At 55.9% G+C, this 23,771-nt stretch carries 26 protein-coding genes; 19 read left to right on the top strand and 7 right to left on the bottom strand.

Annotation, left to right across the window (positions count from 1 at the left end):
• Window positions 1–24 precede the first annotated feature (24 nt).
• From FHC51_RS20970 to hisP, 12 genes are all read left to right on the top strand, one after another.
• Window positions 25–684, top strand: a complete 660-nt coding sequence (locus FHC51_RS20970) for a DedA family protein (protein WP_103825167.1) — start codon at window positions 25–27, stop codon at window positions 682–684.
• Between the two features lie 142 nt (window positions 685–826).
• Complete coding sequence (gene accD, locus FHC51_RS20965) at window positions 827–1,732, top strand: acetyl-CoA carboxylase, carboxyltransferase subunit beta (RefSeq protein ID WP_103825166.1); 906 nt, start codon at window positions 827–829, stop codon at window positions 1,730–1,732.
• Between the two features lie 68 nt (window positions 1,733–1,800).
• Window positions 1,801–3,069: a bifunctional tetrahydrofolate synthase/dihydrofolate synthase gene (gene folC, locus FHC51_RS20960; RefSeq protein WP_220436518.1), complete on the top strand. Its 1,269-nt coding sequence runs from the start codon at window positions 1,801–1,803 to the stop codon at window positions 3,067–3,069.
• Window positions 3,059–3,754, top strand: a complete 696-nt coding sequence (dedD, locus tag FHC51_RS20955) for a cell division protein DedD (RefSeq protein WP_220436517.1) — start codon at window positions 3,059–3,061, stop codon at window positions 3,752–3,754. Before folC ends, dedD begins: the two co-directional genes overlap by 11 nt.
• A gap of 196 nt (window positions 3,755–3,950) precedes the next feature.
• Complete coding sequence (gene cvpA, locus FHC51_RS20950) at window positions 3,951–4,439, top strand: colicin V production protein (protein ID WP_039030950.1); 489 nt, start codon at window positions 3,951–3,953, stop codon at window positions 4,437–4,439.
• A gap of 33 nt (window positions 4,440–4,472) precedes the next feature.
• Entirely contained in the window at window positions 4,473–5,990 is a 1,518-nt protein-coding gene (gene purF / locus FHC51_RS20945) for an amidophosphoribosyltransferase (RefSeq protein ID WP_103180507.1), read from the top strand.
• Between the two features lie 89 nt (window positions 5,991–6,079).
• Window positions 6,080–6,649: a UbiX family flavin prenyltransferase gene (locus FHC51_RS20940; protein WP_103825163.1), complete on the top strand. Its 570-nt coding sequence runs from the start codon at window positions 6,080–6,082 to the stop codon at window positions 6,647–6,649.
• A 297-nt stretch (window positions 6,650–6,946) separates the two neighbouring features.
• Window positions 6,947–7,729: a lysine/arginine/ornithine ABC transporter substrate-binding protein ArgT gene (gene argT / locus FHC51_RS20935; protein WP_103180503.1), complete on the top strand. Its 783-nt coding sequence runs from the start codon at window positions 6,947–6,949 to the stop codon at window positions 7,727–7,729.
• 241 nt (window positions 7,730–7,970) lie between these two features.
• Window positions 7,971–8,753 carry a histidine ABC transporter substrate-binding protein HisJ gene (hisJ, locus tag FHC51_RS20930; RefSeq protein ID WP_103825162.1) on the top strand — a complete coding sequence of 261 codons (783 nt, stop codon included), beginning with the start codon at window positions 7,971–7,973 and terminating at the stop codon, window positions 8,751–8,753.
• Between the two features lie 83 nt (window positions 8,754–8,836).
• Window positions 8,837–9,523: a histidine ABC transporter permease HisQ gene (locus FHC51_RS20925; protein ID WP_103180501.1), complete on the top strand. Its 687-nt coding sequence runs from the start codon at window positions 8,837–8,839 to the stop codon at window positions 9,521–9,523.
• Window positions 9,520–10,233: an ABC transporter permease gene (locus FHC51_RS20920; RefSeq protein WP_103825161.1), complete on the top strand. Its 714-nt coding sequence runs from the start codon at window positions 9,520–9,522 to the stop codon at window positions 10,231–10,233. The genes FHC51_RS20925 and FHC51_RS20920 overlap by 4 nt, the downstream gene beginning before the upstream one ends.
• Window positions 10,234–10,241: 8 nt before the next feature.
• Window positions 10,242–11,015, top strand: a complete 774-nt coding sequence (hisP, locus tag FHC51_RS20915; RefSeq protein WP_220436516.1) for a histidine ABC transporter ATP-binding protein HisP — start codon at window positions 10,242–10,244, stop codon at window positions 11,013–11,015.
• A 56-nt stretch (window positions 11,016–11,071) separates the two neighbouring features.
• On the opposite strand, the gene FHC51_RS20910 is transcribed toward hisP, so the two are convergent.
• From FHC51_RS20910 to yfcG, 4 genes are read right to left on the bottom strand one after another with little or no spacing between them, the layout of a single operon-like run.
• The gene (locus tag FHC51_RS20910; protein WP_220436515.1) at window positions 11,072–11,581 is read right to left on the bottom strand and encodes a GNAT family N-acetyltransferase; all 510 of its coding nucleotides are present in this window, start codon (window positions 11,579–11,581) and stop codon (window positions 11,072–11,074) included.
• A 57-nt stretch (window positions 11,582–11,638) separates the two neighbouring features.
• Window positions 11,639–12,532, bottom strand: a complete 894-nt coding sequence (locus FHC51_RS20905; protein ID WP_220436514.1) for a TIGR01777 family oxidoreductase — start codon at window positions 12,530–12,532, stop codon at window positions 11,639–11,641.
• A 19-nt stretch (window positions 12,533–12,551) separates the two neighbouring features.
• The gene (folX, locus tag FHC51_RS20900; protein ID WP_103180493.1) at window positions 12,552–12,914 is read right to left on the bottom strand and encodes a dihydroneopterin triphosphate 2'-epimerase; all 363 of its coding nucleotides are present in this window, start codon (window positions 12,912–12,914) and stop codon (window positions 12,552–12,554) included.
• Between the two features lie 51 nt (window positions 12,915–12,965).
• Window positions 12,966–13,595, bottom strand: coding sequence for a GSH-dependent disulfide bond oxidoreductase (yfcG, locus tag FHC51_RS20895; protein WP_103825158.1), 630 nt, complete (start codon window positions 13,593–13,595; stop codon window positions 12,966–12,968).
• A 144-nt stretch (window positions 13,596–13,739) separates the two neighbouring features.
• On the opposite strand from yfcG, the gene yfcF reads away from it, so the two are divergent.
• From yfcF to yfcD, 3 genes are read left to right on the top strand one after another with little or no spacing between them, the layout of a single operon-like run.
• A complete protein-coding gene (gene yfcF, locus FHC51_RS20890; protein ID WP_156239437.1) occupies window positions 13,740–14,384 on the top strand; it encodes a glutathione transferase in 645 nt (214 codons plus the stop codon).
• Window positions 14,385–14,439: 55 nt separating this feature from the next.
• Window positions 14,440–14,991, top strand: coding sequence for a phosphodiesterase (yfcE, locus tag FHC51_RS20885; protein ID WP_220436513.1), 552 nt, complete (start codon window positions 14,440–14,442; stop codon window positions 14,989–14,991).
• Between the two features lie 55 nt (window positions 14,992–15,046).
• Complete coding sequence (gene yfcD, locus FHC51_RS20880; RefSeq protein ID WP_103825155.1) at window positions 15,047–15,589, top strand: NUDIX hydrolase YfcD; 543 nt, start codon at window positions 15,047–15,049, stop codon at window positions 15,587–15,589.
• 54 nt (window positions 15,590–15,643) lie between these two features.
• Here yfcD and pta read toward each other — a convergent pair whose 3' ends face one another.
• Together pta and ackA are read right to left on the bottom strand one after the other, a co-directional pair.
• Complete coding sequence (gene pta / locus FHC51_RS20875) at window positions 15,644–17,782, bottom strand: phosphate acetyltransferase (RefSeq protein ID WP_220436512.1); 2,139 nt, start codon at window positions 17,780–17,782, stop codon at window positions 15,644–15,646.
• 76 nt (window positions 17,783–17,858) lie between these two features.
• Window positions 17,859–19,061 (bottom strand): acetate kinase, encoded by a 1,203-nt coding sequence (gene ackA, locus FHC51_RS20870; RefSeq protein WP_114386044.1) that lies wholly within the window; start codon window positions 19,059–19,061, stop codon window positions 17,859–17,861.
• Window positions 19,062–19,397: 336 nt separating this feature from the next.
• Between ackA and yfbV the strand changes: the two genes are divergently transcribed.
• The 4 genes from yfbV (at window position 19,398) to FHC51_RS20850 (ending at window position 23,021) form a co-directional block, all read left to right on the top strand.
• Window positions 19,398–19,853: a terminus macrodomain insulation protein YfbV gene (gene yfbV / locus FHC51_RS20865; RefSeq protein WP_103825152.1), complete on the top strand. Its 456-nt coding sequence runs from the start codon at window positions 19,398–19,400 to the stop codon at window positions 19,851–19,853.
• Window positions 19,854–19,945: 92 nt separating this feature from the next.
• Window positions 19,946–20,440, top strand: coding sequence for a YfbU family protein (locus FHC51_RS20860; protein WP_103825151.1), 495 nt, complete (start codon window positions 19,946–19,948; stop codon window positions 20,438–20,440).
• A gap of 11 nt (window positions 20,441–20,451) precedes the next feature.
• Window positions 20,452–21,111, top strand: coding sequence for a sugar phosphatase (locus FHC51_RS20855; protein ID WP_114386045.1), 660 nt, complete (start codon window positions 20,452–20,454; stop codon window positions 21,109–21,111).
• Window positions 21,112–21,188: 77 nt separating this feature from the next.
• Window positions 21,189–23,021, top strand: a complete 1,833-nt coding sequence (locus tag FHC51_RS20850; protein WP_220436511.1) for an SLC13 family permease — start codon at window positions 21,189–21,191, stop codon at window positions 23,019–23,021.
• 74 nt (window positions 23,022–23,095) lie between these two features.
• On the opposite strand, the gene yfbR is transcribed toward FHC51_RS20850, so the two are convergent.
• The gene (gene yfbR, locus FHC51_RS20845) at window positions 23,096–23,695 is read right to left on the bottom strand and encodes a 5'-deoxynucleotidase (RefSeq protein ID WP_103180476.1); all 600 of its coding nucleotides are present in this window, start codon (window positions 23,693–23,695) and stop codon (window positions 23,096–23,098) included.
• Between the last annotated feature and the right edge of the window lie 76 nt (window positions 23,696–23,771).

The following is a 23,771-nucleotide window of genomic DNA, read 5'->3' as shown; positions in this document are numbered from 1 at the left end:
CGTGGCAATAAAGGTTTAGACAATATGGATTTAATTCGCTTTCTGATCGATTTCATTCTGCATATCGATGTTCACCTGGCAGAGCTGGTCGCTGATTATGGCGTCTGGGTGTATGCCATTCTGTTCCTGATCCTGTTTTGCGAAACCGGGCTGGTGGTGACGCCCTTCTTACCGGGCGATTCGCTGCTGTTCGTGGCGGGCGCGCTGGCGTCGCTGGAGACCAACGACCTTAACGTTCACCTGATGGTGGTGTTAATGCTGATTGCCGCCATCCTTGGCGATGCGGTGAACTACACTATAGGGCGGCTATTCGGCGAGCGTTTGTTCAGTAACCCGGACTCGAAGATTTTCCGTCGCAGCTATCTCGATAAAACCCATGCGTTTTATGAGAAACACGGCGGTAAGACCATCATTCTCGCGCGCTTTGTGCCTATCGTCAGAACCTTCGCCCCGTTTGTTGCGGGTATGGGTCATATGTCGTACCGTCAGTTCGCGCTCTATAACGTCACCGGCGCGCTGCTGTGGGTGCTGAGCTTTACCTACGCGGGTTATTTCTTCGGGACCATTCCTATGATCCAGGAAAACCTTAAGTTGCTGATCGTAGGGATTATTGTGGTTTCCATTCTGCCGGGCGTCATCGAAGTGATTCGTCACCGTCGCGCGGCGGCAAAACAAGCAAAATAAAGGCACGACTGCGGTTCGACCACTTTTTTATCCAAAGTTTCGGGCTGTTATGTTTTAATGTGCAACATTCATGGTCTGTCGGGGGCAAAAATGGCATTATGCGCCCCTTGCAGCAAACCTGGTTCAGGCAGAAAGGTTATCAATGAGCTGGATTGAACGAATTAAAAGCAATATCACCCCAACCCGCAAAGCGAGTATTCCTGAAGGGGTGTGGACTAAATGTGACAGCTGTGGCCAGGTCCTGTACCGCGCCGAACTGGAGCGTAATCTCGAAGTTTGTCCGAAGTGCGATCACCACATGCGTATGTCGGCGCGTAACCGCCTGCATAGCCTGCTGGATGAAGGTTCTCTGGTTGAACTGGGTAGCGAGCTTGAGCCAAAAGATGTGCTGAAGTTCCGTGACTCCAAGAAATACAAAGACCGTCTGGCCTCTGCGCAAAAAGAGACCGGCGAGAAAGATGCCCTGGTGGTGATGAAAGGCACCCTGCACGAGATGCCGGTTGTCGCGGCGGCGTTTGAGTTCTCCTTTATGGGCGGCTCAATGGGCTCCGTAGTAGGCGCACGCTTCGTGCGTGCCGTTGAGCAGGCGCTGGAAGACAACTGTCCGCTGATCTGCTTCTCCGCCTCCGGTGGTGCACGTATGCAGGAAGCGCTGATGTCGCTGATGCAGATGGCAAAAACCTCCGCAGCGCTGGCGAAAATGCAGGAGCGCGGTCTGCCGTACATCTCCGTGCTGACCGACCCAACCATGGGCGGCGTATCGGCAAGTTTTGCGATGCTGGGCGATCTGAACATCGCTGAACCGAAAGCGCTGATCGGCTTTGCCGGCCCGCGCGTTATCGAACAAACGGTACGTGAAAAGCTGCCGCCGGGCTTCCAGCGCAGTGAGTTCCTTATCGAGAAAGGCGCTATCGACATGATCGTTCGCCGTCCGGAAATGCGCCTGAAACTGGCCAGCATTCTGGCGAAGCTGATGAATCTGCCATCGCCGAGCCCGGATGAGCCGCGCGAAGGCGTGGTGGTACCGGATCAGGAACCCGAGGCCTGATAACTGAAAAGGGCAGGGCCAGTGGCGCTGCCCTTTTGCTTTCTAACCGTAACTGAAAAGCGCGCAACATGGAAAATACTACTCTTCCCCAAGCCACGTCGCCTCTGGCCGCGTGGCTTTCTTATCTGGAAAACCTGCACAGTAAAGCCATCGACATGGGACTTGAGCGCGTCAGCCAGGTCGCGGCGCGCCTTGATGTTCTGAAACCGGCTCCCTTTGTCTTCACCGTGGCGGGTACTAACGGCAAAGGCACCACCTGCCGCACCCTGGAAGCGATGCTGATGGCGGCAGGCTACAAAGTAGGGGTCTACAGCTCGCCCCATCTGGTGCGCTATACCGAGCGCGTGCGGGTGCAGAATACAGAATTAGCCGAATCGGCGCACACCGCCTCGTTTGCGGAGATCGAAGCCGCGCGCGGCGATATTTCGCTGACCTATTTTGAATATGGCACCCTGTCGGCGCTGTGGCTCTTTAAGCAGGCGCAGCTGGACGTGGTGCTCCTTGAGGTCGGGTTAGGCGGGCGTCTGGATGCCACGAATATTGTCGACCCGGATGTGGCGGTGATCACCAGCATCGCGCTGGATCATACTGACTGGCTGGGGCCCGATCGCGAGAGCATTGGCCGTGAAAAAGCCGGTATTTTCCGCCCGGGCAAACCGGCTATCGTCGGCGAACCCGATATGCCGCACACTATTGCTGACGTGGCGCAGGAGAAAGGGTCGCTGTTGCAGCGCCGTGACGTAGACTGGCGCTACAGCGTGACGGAAAGCGGCTGGCGCTTTGAAGATGCAGCGGGCGCGCTGGATAACCTGCCGCTGCCCCAGGTACCGCAGCCGAATGCCGCCACGGCGCTGGCCGCACTGCGCGCCAGTGGTCTGGCGGTAGAGGAGCAGGCGATGCGCGACGGCATTCAGCATGCGATTCTGCCGGGGCGTTTCCAGATAGTCAGCGAATCACCGCGTCTGATTCTGGATGTGGCGCATAACCCCCATGCCGCGGCGTATCTCGCAGGACGTCTCAAATCATTGCCAAAAACCGGGCGTGTGCTGGCGGTTATCGGTATGCTTCATGATAAAGATATTGGCGGCACGCTGGCCTGCATGGAGAGTGTGGTCGATAGCTGGTATTGTGCCCCTCTGGAAGGCCCACGCGGGGCGACTGCCGAACAGTTAATGGCGCATCTCGGCGCAGGGCAGCGCTTTGATAGCGTGGCGCGGGCCTGGCGCGCGGCGATGGCCGATGCCAGACCAGAAGATACCGTGCTGGTGTGTGGTTCGTTCCACACGGTGGCACATGTCATGGACGTAATGGATGCGGGGAGAACCGGTGGCAAGTAAGTTTCAGAACCGTTTAGCAGGCACCATTGTGCTGGTGGCGCTGGGGGTGATTATTCTCCCCGGGCTGCTTGATGGACAGAAAAAACATTATCAGGATGAGTTTGCGGCGATCCCGCTGGTGCCGAAACCGGGCGATCGGGATGAGCCGGACATGCTTCCGGCGGCGACACAGGCTCTGCCTGCACAGCCACCAGAAGGGGCAGCTGAAGAGGTGCGCGCAGGCGACGCCGCGGCGCCATCGTTAGATCCGGCGCGTCTGGCAGCTGGAAACAACAACGAGCTGGATCCCGTTGCGGCGCCGGTAGAGCAGTATGCGCCGAAACCGGTGCAAAAACCGAAACCGGTTGAGAAGCCGCAGCGCGATAACACCAGCCAGCAGCTGGCGGCAGCGACAGAAACCCCACCGGCCAAACCGGCGGCAGAAGAGAAACCGGCCCCGACCGGTAAAGCCTACGTTGTGCAGCTCGGCGCCCTGAAAAACGCCGATAAGGTCAACGAGGTGGTGGCTAAACTCCGTGGCGCGGGGTATCGCGTTTACACTTCACCTACCACACCGGTACAGGGTAAAATCACCCGTATTCTCGTAGGGCCGGATGCGTCGAGAGACAAGCTGAAGGGATCGCTTGGAGAACTGAATAAACTCTCGGGTTTGAGCGGCGTGGTGATGAACTACAGCGTGAACTGAGGGTTTCTCTCACTTACGGGATAAGGCAAAAACAGGCGCAGCAGATTGCCTGAGAAGGTAACCCGCCTGGGGCGCTGAATATTTTTTCAGCGCTTTTTTATTTACGCGCGGGAAGGAAATCCCTACGCAAACGTTTTCTTTTTCTGTTAGAATTCGCCCCGAACTGGATGACAGGGCGTTTGATCGTGGGACACATATGGTCTGGATTGATTACGCCATCATTGCGGTGATAGGTTTTTCCTGTCTGGTTAGCCTGATCCGTGGCTTTGTTCGTGAAGCGTTATCGCTGGTAACCTGGGGCTGTGCCTTCTTTGTTGCCAGTCATTACTACACTTACCTGTCTGTCTGGTTCACGGGCTTTGAAGATGAACTGGTTCGAAATGGGATTGCCATCGCGGTGCTGTTTATCGCGACGCTGATTGTCGGCGCCATTGTTAACTACGTGATTGGCCAGCTGGTTGAGAAAACCGGGTTGTCAGGAACGGACAGGGTGCTGGGGATCTGTTTCGGGGCGTTGCGAGGCGCGCTGATTGTTGCCGCGATACTGTTCTTCCTTGATACCTTTACCGGGTTCTCAAAAAGTGAAGACTGGCAGAAATCGCAGCTTATCCCGCAGTTCAGCTTCATCATCAGATGGTTCTTTGACTATCTGCAAAGCTCGTCGAGTTTTTTGCCCAGGGCATAAACCCTGAGATGTGGCTTAACGAGGAAATGACGAATGTGCGGTATTGTCGGTATCGCCGGTTTCATGCCGGTAAACCAGTCTATTTATGACGCATTATCGGTGCTTCAGCACCGTGGGCAGGATGCTGCGGGTATCATCACCATTGATGCACACAACTGCTTCCGTTTACGTAAGGCCAACGGCCTGGTAAACGATGTGTTCGAAGCCCGCCATATGCAGCGTCTTCAAGGCAACATGGGTATTGGTCACGTTCGTTACCCGACTGCTGGCAGTTCCAGCGCCTCTGAAGCTCAGCCGTTCTACGTTAACTCGCCGTATGGCATTACGCTTGCCCACAACGGCAACCTGACCAATGCTCACGAGCTGCGTAAGAAGCTGTTTGAAGAGAAGCGTCGTCACATTAACACCACTTCTGATTCTGAAATCCTGCTCAACGTCTTTGCCAGCGAGCTGGATAACTTCCGTCACTATCCGCTGGAAGCTGACAACATTTTTGCCGCGGTAGCCGCCACTAACCGTCTGATCCGTGGCGCTTATGCCTGCGTCGCGATGATTATCGGCCACGGTATGGTTGCCTTCCGCGATCCTAACGGCATCCGCCCCCTGGTGCTGGGCAAGCGCGATATTGGCGACGGCCGCACCGAGTATATGGTGGCCTCCGAAAGCGTGGCGCTGGATACCCTGGGCTTTGAGTTCCTGCGTGACGTCGCACCTGGCGAAGCGGTTTACATCACCGAGAAAGGCCAGCTGTTTACTCGTCAGTGTGCGGAAAACCCGGTCAGCAATCCGTGCCTGTTCGAATATGTCTACTTCGCCCGTCCGGACTCCTTCATCGACAAGATCTCCGTCTACAGCGCCCGTGTGAATATGGGAACCAAGCTCGGCGAGAAGATTGCCCGTGAGTGGGAAGACCTGGATATCGACGTGGTGATCCCTATCCCGGAAACCTCCTGCGATATCGCCCTGGAGATGGCGCGTATTCTGGGTAAACCTTACCGCCAGGGATTCGTGAAGAACCGCTACGTTGGCCGTACCTTTATCATGCCGGGCCAGCAGCTGCGCCGTAAATCGGTGCGCCGCAAGCTGAACGCCAACCGCGCCGAGTTCCGCGACAAGAACGTGCTGCTGGTGGATGACTCTATCGTGCGCGGCACCACCTCTGAGCAGATTATCGAGATGGCCCGTGAAGCGGGTGCGAAGAAGGTCTATCTGGCCTCTGCGGCACCGGAGATTCGCTTCCCGAACGTGTATGGCATCGATATGCCTACCGCCAACGAGCTGATTGCCCACGGTCGTGAAGTGGATGAGATCCGCCAGATCATCGGTGCCGACGGCCTGATTTTCCAGGATCTGAACGATCTGATCGACGCGGTGCGCGCCGAGAACCCGGATATTCAGCAGTTCGAGTGCTCGGTGTTTAACGGTATCTACGTAACCAAAGATGTGGATCAGGGCTACCTGGACTACCTCGATTCGCTGCGCAACGACGACGCGAAAGCCGTCCAGCTGGCGAACGATCTCGAAAGTTTAGAGATGCATAACGAAGGTTAAGCACTATCGCAAGCGAGGGCATCTGCCCTCGCTTGCAACTCCCGCCAAAATCCTGCACAGTCAGCCCTGTAACAGCAAGGGCGAACATCATGAAACGATTAATTGTAGGGATCTCAGGGGCCAGCGGCGCGATTTACGGTGTCCGTTTGTTGCAGGTATTGCGCGACGTCGCCGAGGTTGAAACGCATCTGGTGATGAGCCAGGCTGCGCGTCAGACCCTCTCTCTCGAAACCGATTACTCCCTGCGTGACGTTCAGGCGCTGGCCGATGTGGTGCATGACGCGCGCGATATCGCCGCCAGCATCTCCTCCGGGTCGTTTAAAACGGCGGGCATGGTGATCCTGCCTTGTTCCATCAAAACTCTCTCCGGTATCGTCAACAGCTATACCGATACGCTGGTGACCCGCGCGGCCGATGTGATATTAAAAGAGCGTCGTCCGCTGGTATTGTGCGTGCGTGAAACCCCGCTGCATCTGGGCCATCTGCGCCTGATGACCCAGGCCGCTGAACTGGGGGCGGTGATCATGCCGCCGGTGCCGGCGTTTTATCACCGTCCGCAAAGCCTGGATGATGTGATTAATCAGACCGTGAATCGGGTGCTCGATCAGTTCGACATTGACCTGCCGGACGATCTCTTTACCCGCTGGCAGGGCGCCTGACGGTAAAGCTGTTCTGCCAGAGTGCAGCTCACCGCAACATGCCCTGTTTCAGGGCAATTCTGCAACAGCGATCATATCCTCAACATTTAATCCCTTTTTTCCTTTCCAGGCACTGCGGTTCGTTTGGCAGACCTGCTATCTTTCACCATTAAGGCAATCCTGCAACCTTTCATTAACATATTTAACGCCGTAATTTTGCGTTATGTGCAATGTGGCATAAGACCTGCAAGAGATTGCCTGCAACAACACACAACACAATCTATTACATAAGAAAATCACGACACTTGAGGGTAATGTATGAAGAAGACGGTTCTGGCTCTGTCTTTGCTGGTGGGATTAAGCGCTGCGGCAAGCAGCTTTGCGGCGCTCCCACAGAACGTACGTATCGGTACAGACGCAACCTATGCCCCGTTCTCATCGAAAGATGCGAAGGGGGATTTCGTTGGGTTTGATATCGACCTGGGAAATGAGATGTGCAAACGCATGTCCGTGAAATGTACCTGGGTGGGCAGCGACTTTGACGCGCTGATCCCGTCCCTGAAAGCCAAGAAGATTGACGCGATCATCTCCTCGCTCTCGATTACTGAAAAACGTCAGCAGGAGATCGCCTTCTCTGAGAAGCTCTACGCGGCGGATTCACGTCTGATTGCGGCGAAAGGCTCCCCAATCCAGCCAACCATTGACTCGCTGAAAGGCAAGCATGTTGGCGTGCTGCAGGGCTCAACGCAGGAAGGCTATGCGAACGCTAACTGGCGTGAGAAGGGCGTGGACGTGGTGGCGTACCAGAACCAGGATCTGATCTATTCCGATCTGGCGGCAGGGCGTCTGGATGCAGCTTTCCAGGATGAAGTCGCCGCGAGCGAAGGCTTCCTGAAGCAGCCTGCGGGTAAAGAGTTTGCCTTTGCTGGCCCGTCCGTTAAAGACAAAAAATATTTCGGCGACGGCACCGGGATCGGCCTGCGTAAAGACGATGCCGAGCTGAAAGCGGCCTTTGATAAAGCCTTCACTGAACTGCGTAAAGACGGTACCTACGACAAACTGGCGAAGAAATACTTCGACTTCAATGTTTACGGCGATTAACCGGAACTGACGGGTGCGCACCATAATGGCTCCCCGTTATGGTGCGACAATGGCCTTTGCGAACCAGGATGGTGCAAATCGTGCGCCGCGTTGGTTATAAAGTGAATAGTTAAGCACTCGCGATGCACTTTTTCGCGCCTGCCGGGCATAATCTTTTGCCTTGCCGCGGCGATTAGTGGCACATTAAAGGCACCCTGTCGACGTTAAAATCCCGTAAGAAGACAGTCTGTTGAGGATAGATATGAAAAAACTGGTTTTGTCACTTTCTCTGGCTCTGGCCTTTTCCAGCGCTACCGCGGCATTTGCAGCAATTCCGCAAAAAGTTCGTATTGGTACTGACCCGACTTATGCTCCCTTCGAATCGAAGAATGCGCAGGGTGAACTGGTAGGATTTGATATCGATTTGGCTAAAGAGCTGTGCAAACGTATCAAAACAGAGTGTACCTTCGTTGAAAACCCACTGGATGCGCTGATCCCTTCGCTGAAAGCGAAAAAAATCGACGCCATTATGTCTTCCCTCTCTATCACCGAAAAACGCCAGCAGGAGATTGCCTTCACCGACAAGCTTTATGCAGCGGACTCGCGTCTGGTGGTAGCAAAATCTTCCGATATTCAGCCGACCATCGAATCACTGAAAGGTAAACGTGTGGGCGTGCTGCAGGGCACCACTCAGGAGACCTTCGGCAACGAGCACTGGGCACCAAAAGGGATTGAAATCGTCTCTTACCAGGGCCAGGAGAATATCTACGCTGACCTGACTGCAGGCCGTATTGACGCCGCCTTCCAGGATGAAGTGGCTGCCAGTGAAGGCTTCCTGAAGCAGCCGGTTGGTAAAGATTACAAGTTCGGCGGTCCGTCCATCAAGGACGAGAAACTCTTCGGCGTGGGCACCGGTATGGGGCTGCGTAAAGAGGATAACGAACTGCGTGAAGCGCTAAACAAAGCCTTTGCCGAGATGCGCGCCGACGGCACTTACGAAAAACTGGCGAAGAAATACTTCGACTTTGATGTCTACGGTGGTTAATCCCTCCACTTAATAACGTGCGGCCCCTCCCGTCCCGGGAGGGGAAAAGACACGGCTACACCACTCACGACAGGGCAGGCGGTATGCTGTACGGATTTTCTGGCGTAATTTTACAAGGCGCATTGGTCACCCTTGAACTGGCCCTCAGTTCGGTGGTGCTGGCCGTGTTAATAGGCCTTGCAGGCGCGGGCGCGAAGCTCTCTGCGAATCGGGCGATGGCGCTGCTGTTTGAGGGCTATACCACCCTGATCCGCGGGGTGCCTGACCTGGTGCTGATGCTGCTGATCTTCTACGGTCTGCAAATCGCCCTTAACGGCATCACGGATGCCATCGGTATGGCGCAGATTGATATCGATCCGATGGTGGCCGGTATCATCACCCTGGGCTTTATCTACGGCGCCTATTTTACCGAAACCTTCCGCGGGGCCTATCTCGCGGTGCCGAAAGGGCATATCGAAGCGGCTACGGCCTTCGGGTTTACCTCCTCACAGACGTTTCGCCGCATTATGTTTCCGGCCATGATGCGCTTTGCGCTGCCGGGGATTGGCAACAACTGGCAGGTTATCCTCAAAGCGACGGCACTGGTCTCCTTACTGGGGCTGGAAGATGTGGTAAAAGCCACGCAGCTGGCAGGCAAAAGCACCTGGGAACCGTTCTACTTCGCGATTGTCTGCGGGGTGATTTATCTGGTGTTTACCACTGTCTCCAATGGCGTGCTGCTGCTGCTCGAACGTCGCTATTCCGTGGGTGTGAAGAGGGCTGACCTGTGATCGAAATTATTCAGGAATACTGGAAATCCCTGCTGTGGACCGACGGATACCGCTTTACCGGTGTGGCGATCACCCTCTGGCTGCTGATTTCTTCTGTGGTGATGGGCGGGATCCTGGCGATTTTCCTCGCCATTGGCCGCGTCTCCAGCAATAACTACATCCGCTTCCCCATCTGGCTGTTTACCTACGTGTTCCGCGGTACGCCGCTCTATGTGCAGCTGCTGGTCTTCTACTCCGGGATGTACACGCTGGAAATCGTCAAAGGCACCGAGATGCTGAATGCGTTCTTCCGCAGCGGGCTGAACTGTACCGTGCTGGCGTTAACGCTGAACACCTGCGCCTACACCACCGAGATCTTTGCCGGCGCGATCCGCTCCGTGCCGCACGGTGAAATTGAGGCGGCGCGGGCGTATGGCTTCTCCTCCGTGAAGCTCTATCGCTGCATTATTCTGCCGTCGGCGCTGCGTATTGCGCTGCCTGCCTACAGCAACGAAGTGATTTTAATGCTGCACTCCACCGCGCTGGCCTTTACCGCTACCGTGCCGGATCTGCTGAAGATTGCCCGTGATATTAACTCGGCGACCTATCAGCCGTTTACCGCCTTCGGGATCGCAGCAGTGCTCTATTTAATCATCTCTTATGTCCTGATTAGCCTGTTCCGCAAAGCGGAAAAACGCTGGTTGCAGCATGTCAAACCTTCGACGCACTGAGAATGAAGATGGCTGAGAACAAATTAAACGTTATCGATTTGCACAAACGCTACGGCGAACATGAAGTGCTGAAAGGGGTGTCGCTGCAGGCGAATGCGGGCGATGTGATCAGTATTATCGGCTCCTCAGGATCGGGTAAAAGTACCTTCCTGCGCTGCATTAACTTTCTTGAAAAGCCGAGTGCCGGCTCGATTGTGGTCAGCGGTGAAAACATTAATCTGGTGCAGGACAAAGACGGTCAGCTGAAGGTGGCGGATAAACACCAGCTGCGGATGTTGCGTACTCGTCTGACGATGGTGTTCCAGCACTTTAACCTCTGGAGCCACATGACTGTGCTGGAGAACGTCATGGAAGCGCCGGTGCAGGTGCTGGGCTTAAGCAAGCAGGAAGCCCGTGCCCGCGCGGAGAAATACCTGGCGAAAGTGGGTATCGACGAACGCCAGCAGATGAAATACCCGGTGCATCTCTCCGGCGGTCAGCAGCAGCGTGTCTCTATCGCCCGTGCGCTGGCGATGGAGCCGGAAGTGCTGCTCTTTGACGAACCCACCTCCGCGCTCGATCCCGAGCTGGTGGGCGAAGTGCTGCGCATCATGCAGCAGCTCGCCGAAGAGGGGAAAACCATGGTGGTGGTGACCCACGAGATGGGCTTTGCCCGTAACGTCTCCAACCACGTGATTTTCCTCCATCAGGGCGTAATCGAAGAGCAGGGGCATCCGGATGAGGTATTAGGTAACCCGAAGAGCCCGCGTCTGCAGCAGTTCCTGAAAGGGTCTTTAAAGTAGTTTTTTGCCCGGCCAACAGAGTGTGTAGGCCGGGCAAACACAGTGCCGCCCGGCATTCAGGCCGCACTCACCTCCAGTCGGTACACCCAGTCGTCATACCGCACCCCATTAATCTCATACGCTTTTTCCAGTACCTGGGTGCGCACAAAACCCGCTTTCTCTAACACCCGCACCGACCCGCCATTATCCGCCAGTACCCAGGCATTAACCGCCCTGACGCCCATCCGGATAAATGCGTATTCACACACGGCGCGCAGCGCCTCGCTGGCAATTCCCCGGCCCTGGGCGGCGGCAATCACGGTGTAGCCAATATCGGCCTCTTCAGGGTAGCGGGCGCTGATCTGCAGACCAATATCCCCGAGCGGGGTGGCATCATCATGGGCGCGGATCACAAAGGTGTGCGGGGCGGTAAGACGGGCGGCAAACAGGCGTCGGGTCTCTTTTTCCGGAGCAATCGTGGCCATATAGCGCATGATCTCCGGGGATTCGCGCAGAGTATGGAAAAAGGGCCAGTCAGAGAGCTCAAAAGGGGAGAGCGTCAGCCGGGAAGTAGTAATTGTTGCCATCGAAGCGCCTTGAACAGGGAGCGGACGTAACAAATTAACACGGCTGACAGCGTAAATTTAACCTACCACATCTCCCAGGGCCTCTTCTAAGTCGTACCACCTGAAAGCAAAGCCGGAGGCTTCCAGGCGCTTCGGCAGCGCACGCTGGCCGCCCAGCACCAGCACGGAGGATTCCCCCATCAGCAGGCGGATAGCGGTGGCGGGCGCGCGAACTACGGCAGGGCGATGCACCGCATGGCCCAGGGCATGGGCAAAGTGCTCGTTACGCACCGGGTAGGGGGAGACCATATTGAACGGGCCGCGCAGATCGTTATCCAGCAGCCAGAGAATGCCGTTGACCATATCGTCGATATGGATCCATGCCAGGTACTGACGCCCGTTACCGACCGGGCCGCCAAGACCCAGCTTAAATACCGGCAGCATCTTGCCGAGAATCCCCCCTTTGGGGGCCAGCACCACGCCGGTGCGCAACAGGCACACGCGGGTCTTTTCGCTCCGCGCGCCGCAGGCAATCTGCTCCCAGCGGGCGCACAGTTTATGGGTAAATTCATTGTGCGGCGGCTCCTCTTCGGTCACCACCACCTCGCCTAAATCGCCGTAATAACCTGAAGCCGAACCGGAGATAAACACCGAGGGCGGCGTGTCGCTGGCCTTAACCATATCGACTAGCCGCTGGGTGATGTTCCAGCGACTGTTGCACAGACGCTGTTTATGCTCTTTTGTCCAGCGCTTGTCGGCTATGGGCTCGCCTGCAAGATTGATGACAGCATCAAAGCCGTTAAGATCCTGGTGCTCCGTCAGCCCTTTCCAGATATCGATGCCGGAGCCGAGTAGCTGGCGCGCCTTCTCAGGGCTACGCGTGACCACAGTCAGCTCATGGCCCAATACCTGCAAACGTGGGATCAAATGCCGGCCAATCAGGCCGGTGCCGCCGGTTACCAGGATCTTCATACAACCTCCAGGGTTGCGCTTAGCGTTGCCAGCTTAACGTCATAGAGACGGAGTCGGCGTAACGCAGCGCGTGAAGTTTATCGATCTCGACTTCAGCATAGGTGACCCAGTGATGTTCGCGTGCGATATCCAGCACATCCTGAGTTAATTTTTCCAGCAAAGAGAAGCGGTTATTCTCCACCAGATGAATAATGCTCTTGGTAATGGTGCGATAGTTCAGCGCATCATTAATGTCTTCACTGGCGCGGGCTTTGTCTGCCGGATAGTGGATCGTCACGTTAATAACGATATCCTGGCGGTTAGCACGCTCCTCTTCTTTGATTCCAATAAAGGTGCGCAGGCGTAAATTTTTAATACGAATAATTGCGTCTTGCTGGGACATTGCAGGCTTCCTCCGTGTCATTATCGACACCATAATACATGAGGAAAGCGTTTATATCTGCTGCACTTTTTGCATTGCACGCTCGGTTGCCGGGCGGGTGCGGATCCGCTCAAACCAGTTGTTCACCGCGGGCCATGACGCCAGATCGACGCGATGGTTTTCATGGGTGTTGACCCACGGCCAGCAGGCGATATCTGCGATGCTGTAGTGTTCACCCCCCAGCCACGGCGATTTTTCCAGCCGCTTGTTCAATACGTTATAGAGCCGCTGCGTTTCGACCTGAAAACGTTCGATGGCATAGGCGATAGGCTGTGGCGCAGCATGGTTAAAGTGGTAGTTCTGACCAATCATCGGCCCCAGGCCGCCAACCTGCCAGAAGAGCCACTGCAGCGTGACGTGGCGTTCACGTAATTCCCCACTCAGCAGCTTGCCGGTTTTTTCAGCCAGATAGAGCAATATTTCGCCGGACTCAAACAGGCTCAGCGGGGTACCGCCATCCTCCGGATCGTGATCGACAATCGCCGGAATTTTATTGTTGGGGGAAATGGCGAGAAACTCGGGGCGGAACTGTTCGCCTTTGCTGATATTGACCGGCAGGATGCGGTAGTCCAGCTGGGCCTCTTCCAGAAAAAGAGTGATCTTATGCCCGTTGGGAGTAGGGGCGTAATAAAGGTCAATCATCGCAACTCCTGTCATAGCGCTTTTTTCTGCATAGAATTGAGTATAGGTGGTGATGATAAATCGTGAGTTTTCATCAAGTGACAGCCGGGACAGGAGGTTATATTTTGGATATCTCTCCATCACCTGAAACCTTATGAGGACGTTATGAGCCAACCTGCGATTACCCTGTGGTCAGATGCCGACTATTTTTCACCCTACGTGATGAGCGTGTACGTCGCGTTGGCCGAAAAGGGATTGCCCTTCGCCCTGAAGACCATCGACCTCAGCCGGGGAGAAAACCGGCAGCCGCAGTGGCAGGGCTACGGGCTGACCCGTCGCGTACCGGTGCTCGAGGTAGACGGGTTTGAACTCAGCGAATCCTCTGCGATTACCGAATATCTGGAAGAGTGTTTTGCGCCGCCGGAATGGGAGCGGATCTATCCGCTCGATCTGCAAAAACGCGCCCGCGCGCGCCAGATCCAGGCGTGGCTGCGCAGCGATCTGATGCCCATCCGTGAAGAGCGTTCTACCGATGTGGTGTTTGCCGGGGTGAAAAAACCAGCCCTGAGCGAAACTGCCCAGCGGGCGGCAAGCCAGTTGATGGATACCGCTACCTCGCTTCTGGCCCACGGCAACCAGAATTTATTCGGGGAATGGTGCATTGCGGATAGCGATCTGGCGCTGATGCTCAACCGCCTGGTGCTCAATGGTGACGACGTACCGCAGCAGCTGGTAGATTACGCCAGCTTCCAGTGGCAGCGCGCCTCAGTGCAGCGTTATGTGGCGCTTTCAGCGAAGCGGGCTGGCTGATAAGGCCTGCTGATTCAGGTATGATGGGGCGGCTTTTCACTACAAGGAGTCACTGATGAAGCTGATGTTTGCATCGGACATTCACGGCTCGCTACCGGCGACCGAAAAAGTGCTTTCGATGTTTAACCAGAGCGGGGCGCAATGGCTGGTGATCCTCGGCGATGTGCTGAATCACGGCCCGCGCAACCCGCTTCCTGAAGGCTATGCGCCTGCTGAGGTTGCAGAGCGGCTTAACGCTTTTGCCTCGCGCATTATCGCCGTACGGGGCAACTGCGACAGCGAAGTCGACCAGATGTTACTGGACTTTCCCATCACCGCCCCGTGGCAGCAGATCTTGCTGGAGGACTGCCGTCTCTTTATCACCCACGGCCATCTGTTTGGTCCGGATAATCTGCCCGCGCTGAATGCTGGCGATGTACTGGTTTATGGTCATACTCATATTCCGGTAGCCGGGAAGAAGGGCGACATTATTCATTTCAACCCTGGCTCCGTCAGCCTGCCTAAAGGCGGGTTTCCACCCAGCTATGGGATGCTGAAAGAGGGCCATTTGTGCGTTATGACGCTGAATGACAGCCAGGTTATTGCAGAGTCCAGGATTAATCCGTAACTTACTCCTCAACAGTAAACGCGCCGTGAGAGCGCTTTAAAGAGAAGGTTTCCCGATGGTGGAGCAGAGTCATTTGGCAAGTACTGAGTGGGTAGATATAGTCAGCGAAGACAATGAAGTCATCGCCCAGGCGAGCCGCGAGCAGATGCGGGCGCAGCGCCTGCGCCATCGCGCAACCTATATCGTGGTGCATGATGGTATGGGCAACATTCTGGTGCAGCGGCGTACCGAAACGAAAGATTTCATGCCCGGCATGCTCGATGCAACGGCTGGTGGCGTGGTGCAGGCCGATGAGCTGTTACTTGACTCCGCCCGCCGTGAAGCGGAAGAGGAGCTGGGGATTGCCGGTGTGCCGTTTGCCGAACACGGTCAGTTCTATTTTGAAGACAGTCACTGCCGCGTCTGGGGAGGCCTGTTCAGCTGCGTCTCCCACGGTCCGTTTGCGCTGCAGGAAGAAGAGGTCAGCGAAGTGTTCTGGATGACCCCGGCGGAGATCACCGCCCGTTGCGATGACTTCACCCCTGATTCGTTAAAAGCGCTGGCACTGTGGATGAGCCGCAACGCCAACAACGAACCGGCTAAGCAAGAAGAAGCGTAATTCTGATAATAAAAAAGGCGACCCTGGGGTCGCCTTTTTACGTTTGGCAGCAGCTTACTGCTGTGAAGCCTGGATCGCGGTCAGTGCGATGGTGTAGACGATATCGTCTACCAGCGCGCCACGAGACAGGTCGTTCACTGGCTTGCGCATACCCTGCAGCATCGGTCCGATGGAGATCAGGTCGGCAGAACGCTGTACCGCTTTGTAAGTGGTGTTACCGGTGTTCAGATCCGGGAAGATGAACACGGTAGCACGACCGGCAACCGGCGAGTTAGGCGCTTTGGATTTGGCAACGTCAGCCATTACTGCGGCGTCATACTGCAGCGGGCCATCGATAACCAGATCCGGGCGTTTTTCCTGCGCCAGACGGGTGGCTTCACGTACTTTCTCTACGTCGCTACCTGCACCAGAGTTACCGGTGGAGTAGGAGAGCATCGCTACGCGCGGTTCGATACCGAAGGCAATCGCGGAGTCAGCGGACTGAATCGCGATCTCTGCCAGCTGTTCAGCGGTTGGATCCGGGTTGATCGCACAGTCACCGTAAACGTAAACCTGTTCCGGCAGCAGCATGAAGAAGACGGAAGAGACCAGAGAGCTGCCTGGTGCAGTTTTGATCAGCTGCAGCGGTGGACGGATGGTGTTCGCGGTGGTGTGAACAGCCCCGGAAACCAGACCGTCAACTTCGTCCTGCTCCAGCATCAGGGTACCGAGAACCACGTTGTCTTCCAGCTGTTCGCGGGCAACGGCTTCGGTCATGCCCTTGCTCTTACGCAGCTCAACCAGACGGGCAACATAGCTTTCGCGCACCACTTCTGGATCCACGATTTCGATACCCGCACCCAGCTCAACGCCCTGGGACGCTGCGACGCGGGTGATCTCATCCGGGTTACCCAGCAGCACACAGGTCGCGATACCGCGCTCGGCACAGATTGCTGCGGCTTTAACGGTACGTGGTTCGTCGCCTTCAGGCAGAACAACGCGTTTGCCCGCTTTACGCGCCAGCTCGGTCAGCTGGTAACGGAAGGCTGGTGGAGAGAGACGACGGCTGCGCTCGGAGGTCGCGGTCAGGGATTCAATCCAGTCAGGATTGATGCAACCGGCCACATATTCCTGCACTTTCTCGATACGCTGGTGGTCATCAGCCGGCACTTCCAGGTTGAAGCTCTGCAGGCTCAGGGAGGTCTGCCAGGTGTTGGTGTTCACCATGAAGACCGGCAGGCCGGTAGCAAACGCGCGTTCGCACAGTTTGCTGACGCGTGGGTCCATTTCATAGGCACCGGTCAGCAGAATCGCACCGATCTCCACGCCGTTCATCGCGGCCAGACAGGCTGCAACCAGCACGTCAGGACGGTCAGCAGAGGTCACCAGCAGGGAACCTGCACGGAAGTGCTCCAGCATGTGCGGAATGCTACGCGCACAGAAGGTTACGGACTTCACGCGACGGGTATTGATATCGCCTTCGTTCACGATGGTGGCGTTCAGGTGACGCGCCATGTCGATAGCACGGGTCGCGATCAGATCGAAGCTCCACTGCACCGCGCCCAGCACTGGCAGCGGGCTGAATTCCTGCAGCTTAGCCGGATCGATTTTCACGATTTTCGCTTTGGAGGAATCGTCGAAGATTTCGGACAGGTCAGGGCGGGTACGGCCTTGCTCATCAACCGGGGCGTTCAGTTTGTTCACAATCACGCCGGTGATGTTGCTGTTTTTCGCGCCGCCGAAGCTGCTGCGGGTCAGCTCAATACGCTCTTTCAGCTGTTCCGGGGTATCGGTACCCTGGGACATCACAAACACGATTTCCGCGTTCAGCGTCTTGGCGATTTCGAAGTTCAGAGACTGGGCAAACTGATGCTTGCGCGTCGGAACCAGGCCTTCTACCAGCACCACTTCCGCATCCTGGGCGTTAGCGTGGTAGTTAGCGATGATCTCTTCCATCAGCACATCTTTCTGGTTGCTGGAGAGCAGAGACTCAACGTGGCTCATCTTCACCGGTTCAGCGGCTGGCAGGTTAGAGTTTGCACGAACAATTGTGGTGGTCTGGTCTGGTGCGTCGCCACCAGCACGTGGTTGAGCGATTGGCTTAAACACGCTCAGACGAACGCCTTTGCGTTCCATCGCACGGATCACACCGAGGCTGACGCTGGTCAGGCCTACGCTGGTTCCGGTCGGGATCAGCATAATAGTACGGGACACGATTTATCCTCTTTCGTTACCGCCGAAAACGGGCGGGCTTCAAAACAGCACCGCCAGCATTGCTGGCGGTGTGGAATCAGGCAGTCAGACGGCTCGCGTCTTGCGCGATAACCAGCTCTTCGTTGGTTGGGATAACCATTGCAAGCGTGGTGCCTTCTTTGTTGATGAAGCCAGACTTACCGAAGCGCGCGGCCAGGTTACGTTCATGGTCAACATCAAAGCCCAGCACGCCCAGTTTGCCCAGGGAGAGCTCGCGCACCATTGCCGCGTTCTCACCGATACCACCCGTGAAGACTACGCCATCCAGACGACCGTCCATCAGTGCAGTGTAAGAACCGATGTACTTGGCCAGACGGTGGCAGTAAACGTCCATTGCACGTTTAGCGTCTTCTTTCTCTGCGTAGTTGTCTTCAACGTAACGGCAGTCGCTGGTCACTTCGGTCAGACCCAGCAGGCCAGACTCTTTGGTCAGCATCTTGTTGATATCTTCTACGCTCATACCCAGGGTATCGTGCAGGTGGAAGATGATCGCCGGGTCGATATCACCGGAGCGAGTACCCATGACCAGGCCTTCCAGCGGGGTCAGACCCATAGAGGTATCAACACATTTGCCGTTACGGATAGCAGAAACGGAACCGCCGTTGCCCAGGTGGCAAGTGATGATGTTCACTTCCTCTACCGGCTTGTTCAGCATTTTTGCTGCTTCTTGCGTGACGTAGAAGTGGCTGGTGCCGTGTGCGCCATAGCGACGAACGCCGTGCTCTTTGTACAGTTTGTACGGCAGGGCATAGAGGTAAGACTCTTCCGGCATGGTCTGATGGAACGCGGTATCAAATACGGCCACGTTCTTGTCTTTCAGCTGCGGGAAGGCTTTCAGTGCTTCAGCGATACCGATCAGGTGAGCCGGGTTATGCAGCGGTGCAAAAGAGGCTGAGTCTTTGATGCCCTGAATAACGCTGTCATCAATGACCACAGATTTGGTGTACTTCTCGCCACCATGAACAATACGGTGACCGATTGCGGTCAGCTGAGCGGACAGTTCCGGTTTTTGTGCCAGGATAGTGTTAACGATAAAGTTCAGCGCTTCGCTGTGAGCGGCGCCTGCACCTAAAGCCGCTTCCTGTTTGCTGCCGTCCATTTTCCACTTCAGACGTGCTTCAGGAAGATGGAAACATTCGGCCAAACCAGAAAGGTACTCTTCACCGTTAAGCGCATCGATGATGGCGAATTTGAGGGAAGAGCTACCGCAGTTCAGAACCAGTACTAACTTACTCGACATGGAAGTACCTATTATTGATACGTGGCTAAAAAAACGTCAGTGAGTCCAGGATCGTAGCGCAAGATATCGCTGACATTTATGATTAACATCATGCCGGAAGGACATTCTGGCATCATGAAAAGAATACATATGATTTTATGCCATTTTGCGCATTTTTCCGGCAATGGCATAATATGCGATAATTTGACGAGTGAACGTTCCTCGTCTAAGGCCTTTGCAGGCCGGCACAGGATACCTGATACTGGGTAGCGCTGACAAAAGTTTTTGAACGTTGTCATGACCAGTTGTGGTTTTGCACGATTTTTTTAATCTTTATATGTGAAGTTGAGGTAAGCCATGTCGACACCCGAGCATCCATCCGTGAGCTTTTTTAGCCTTTTTCGCCGGGGGCAGCACTATGCAAAGACGTGGCCTCTGGAAAAGCGTCTGGCGCCCGTCTTTATTGAAAACCGAGTGATCCGCGCCACTCGTCACGCTATTCGCCTGATGCCGCCTCTCGCGGTCTTTACCCTGTGCTGGCAGATTGCGCTGGGCGGGCAGCTTGGCCCTGCCGTTGCTACCGCGCTGTTTGCCCTGAGCCTGCCGATGCAGGGGCTGTGGTGGCTTGGTAAACGCTCGGTCACACCGCTGCCGCCATCCGTGTTGTCCTGGTTCTATGAGGTTCGCGGTAAGCTGCAGGATGCCGGACAGGCGCTCGCGCCGGTAGAGGGAAAACCCGATTATCAGGCGCTGGCGGATACGCTGAAGCGGGCATTTAAGCAACTTGATAAAACATTCCTTGATGACTTGTGATTGATCATCGAAACGATGATCAAAAGAAGGCACAGTAACCCACCGTTACCGTGTCTTTTTTTAAAGCTGCCATGCGCAACAGGAGTCGAAAGATGGAAATGACCCACGCTCAACGTCTGATTTTGTCCAATCAGTACAAAATGATGACTATGCTTGATCCCGACAACGCAGAGCGCTATCGCCGCTTGCAGACTATCGTCGAACGTGGCTTTGGTTTACAGATGCGCGAGCTGGATCGCGACTTTGGCGAACTGAAAGAAGAGACCTGCCGCCAGGTCATCGACATCATGGAGATGTACCACGCCCTGCATGTCTCCTGGACCAACCTGAAAGATGCCCAGACCATCGATGAACGTCGTGTCACCTTCCTGGGTTTTGATGCGGCCACCGAATCCCGTTACCTGAGCTATGTCCGCTTTATGGTCAATGTCGAAGGTCGCTATACCCATTTCGATGCCGGTACCCATGGCTTTAATGCCCAGACCCCGATGTGGGAAAAATATCAGCGCATGCTCAGCGTGTGGCACGCTTGCCCGCGCCAGTACCACCTGAGCAGCAACGAGATCCAACAAATTATTAATGCCTGACGGAGGTAGATGTGCAGTGTAAAGGTTTTCTGTTTGATCTGGACGGTACGCTGGTCGATTCGCTACCGGTTGTAGAACGCTCCTGGTGCCGTTGGGCCGACAGGCATGGCATTGACCATCAGGACGTACTGAATTTTATCCATGGCAAACAGGCCATAACCTCTTTACGGCACTTTCTCCAGGGAAAAAGTGAAGCGGAAATTCAGGCGGAGTTCACCTGGCTTGAGCAGGTCGAGGCTACCGATACCGACGGTATCACCGCGCTGCCGGGGGCACAGGCGCTGCTCACCCATCTGAATGAAGCGGCAATCCCCTGGGCTATCGTCACCTCCGGTTCGGTTCCTGTGGCCCATGCCCGCCATAAAGCGGCAGGCCTGCCGCTGCCGGAAGTCTTTATCACCGCGGAGCGGGTCAAGCGCGGCAAGCCAGAGCCCGATGCCTTCTTACTGGGCGCGGAGCTGCTTGGGCTGGCGCCTGAAGAGTGTGTGGTGGTAGAAGATGCCGCAGCCGGCGTGCTGGCGGGCCTCAATGCCGGAAGCCACGTCATTGCCGTCAATGTCCCCGCTAACTCGCCGCGTCTGGATGAGGCGGATTTTGTGCTCACCACGCTGGAGGCACTCGCCGTCAGCCGTGAGCCCGACGGGAATGTAACAGTCACCCGGAAAATGTAATCACATGATTTAGCCCCACATTGTTGGGGCTTTTTTATGGCACTATCTGATGCACTCTTTTCTGACAAGGATCTGTTGTGAACGGTGAACTTATCTGGGTGTTAAGCCTGCTTCTTATCGCCATTATTCTTTTTGCAACCGGCAAAATCCGCATGGATGCCGTGGCGCTGCTGGTGATCGTCGCTTTTGTGCTGAGCGGCACCTTAACCCTCCCGGAAGCCTTTTCCGGCTTTAGCGATCCCAACGTGATTCTGATTGCCGCCCTGTTTATTATCGGCGACGGCCTGGTGCGGACCGGCGTGGCAACCAGTATGGGCTCGTGGCTGGTGAGCGTGGCGGGCAACAGCGAGACCAAAATGCTGGTCTTTTTGATGCTCACCGTGGCTGGACTCGGGGCCTTTATGAGCTCCACCGGGGTGGTGGCTATCTTCATTCCTGTGGTGTTGAGCGTCTCCATGCGCATGCAGATTTCGCCGTCGCGCCTGATGATGCCGCTGAGTTTTGCCGGGCTTATCAGCGGCATGATGACGCTGGTGGCGACTCCGCCGAACCTGGTGGTGAATAGTGAACTGCTGCGTGAAGGCCTGGACGGTTTCGACTTCTTCAGCGTGACGCCGCTGGGGCTGATTGTCCTGGTGATAGGCATTGTCTATATGCTGTTAACCCGCTTTGCCCTGAAAAGCGAAAAGCAGGATAAAACCCGCGACGGCTGGAAGCGCCGCACGTTTCGCGATCTGATCAAAGAGTATCGCCTCACCGGGCGCGCGCGCCGTCTGGCGATCCGCCCCGGTTCGCCGCTGATTGGGCAACGCCTGGACGATCTAAAACTCCGCGAACGCTACGGGGCCAACGTCATCGGCGTGGAGCGCTGGCGCCGTTTTCGTCGGGTTATCGTTAACGTAAATGGTGTATCGGAGTTTCGCGCCCGGGATGTGTTGCTCATTGATATGTCTTCGGCAGAGGTCGATCTGCGCGAATTTTGCAGCGAGCAGCTGCTGGAGCCGATGGTCCTGCGCGGGGAGTACTTCTCCGATCAGGCGCTGGATGTGGGCATGGCCGAGGTCTCGCTGATCCCTGAGTCGGAGCTGCTCGGCAAAACCATTCGCGAAATCGGCTTTCGTACCCGGTACGGTCTGAACGTGGTGGGGTTAAAGCGTGACGGCGAGGCGATGGATGGCTCGGTGGTGGATGAGCCTCTGGAGCTGGGGGACATCTTTCTGGTCGTGGGTAACTGGAAGCTGATTACCCAGCTGGGGCAGAGAGGGCGAGACTTTGTGGTGCTTAACCTGCCTGTTGAGGTCAGCGATGCATCCCCGGCCCACAGCCAAGCACCGCACGCCATTTTTTGTCTGGTATTGATGGTCGCCCTGATGTTGACCGACGAAATCCCTAATCCGGTGGCGGCGATCATCGCCTGTCTGCTAATGGGGAAATTCCGCTGTATCGACGCTGAAAGCGCTTACAAAGCGATTCACTGGCCGAGCATCATTTTGATCGTCGGCATGATGCCCTTTGCGCTGGCGCTGCAAAAAACCGGTGGTGTCGATTTAGTGGTGAAAGGACTGATGGAGTTGGGCGGCGGCTATGGCCCTTACATGATGCTGATGTGCCTGTTTGTTATGTGCGCCACGATCGGGCTGTTTATCTCCAACACCGCAACTGCCGTGCTGATGGCGCCTATTGCGCTGGCGATGGCGAAATCGATGGGAGTCTCACCTTATCCGTTTGCCATGATGGTGGCGATGGCCGCTTCCGCGGCGTTTATGACGCCGGTGTCGTCACCGGTTAACACCCTGGTGCTGGGGCCGGGAAGATACAGCTTCAGCGACTTCGTAAAGCTCGGCGTGCCCTTCACGATCCTGGTGATGGTGGTGTGCGTAGTGATGATCCCGATGTTGTTCCCATTCTGACAGTTTTGCCCGCGGCGCTACGCTTGCTGCCTGGAAACCGTAGGCCCGGCAAGCGAAGCGCCGCCGGGCATAACTCACAACGGCGAATCCTGACTGATCTCATCCAGCGACAGCTGGAAGCTCGGGACAAACACCTCCATGAAGTAGTCCATCTCCTCGCTACGGCGCGCTTCGAGCGTCTTCTCCAGACGCGTTTTCGCCAGTAAAAACTCGTGATTGCCGGCAGAGAGCTCTTCCAGACACTTCAGGTAGGCGCAGAGCGCATCGGCCTGCTTCACAATGAAGTGCTCCTCTTCGCTGTAGCTCTGCTCGTCTATTAAAGGGGCAAAGATATCGCGAAGCTCGTCCGGCACCATGTCGACCAGCTTCTGCTGGGCGATTTTTTCAATCGCCTTGTACTCCTGGGCGATTTGCGAGTTGAAGTATTTCACCGGCGTGGGCAGATCGCCCGTCAGCACTTCTGAAGCATCGTGGTACATCGCCAGCAGCGCGATACGTTCGGCGTTCAGCTGACCATTGAACTTACGGTTTTTGATGGCGGCCAGCGCGTGGGCGACCATCGCCACCTGCAGGCTGTGTTCGGAAACGTTCTCGGTGCGCACGTTGCGCATCAGCGGCCAGCGGTTGATCAGTTTCAGTCGGGAAAGATGGGCGAAGAAATGACTCTGACTCATAAGTTACCTTAAATCTGCACAGCGACAGGTTTCATTGTGAGGGGAGGGGCGGTGAGATGCAAATCGGGCTGCCAGT

It is taken from the genome of Leclercia sp. EC_58, assembly GCF_019584355.1.
GTDB lineage: Bacteria > Pseudomonadota > Gammaproteobacteria > Enterobacterales > Enterobacteriaceae > Enterobacter.
This window is presented reverse-complemented; position numbering and strand designations above follow the sequence as displayed.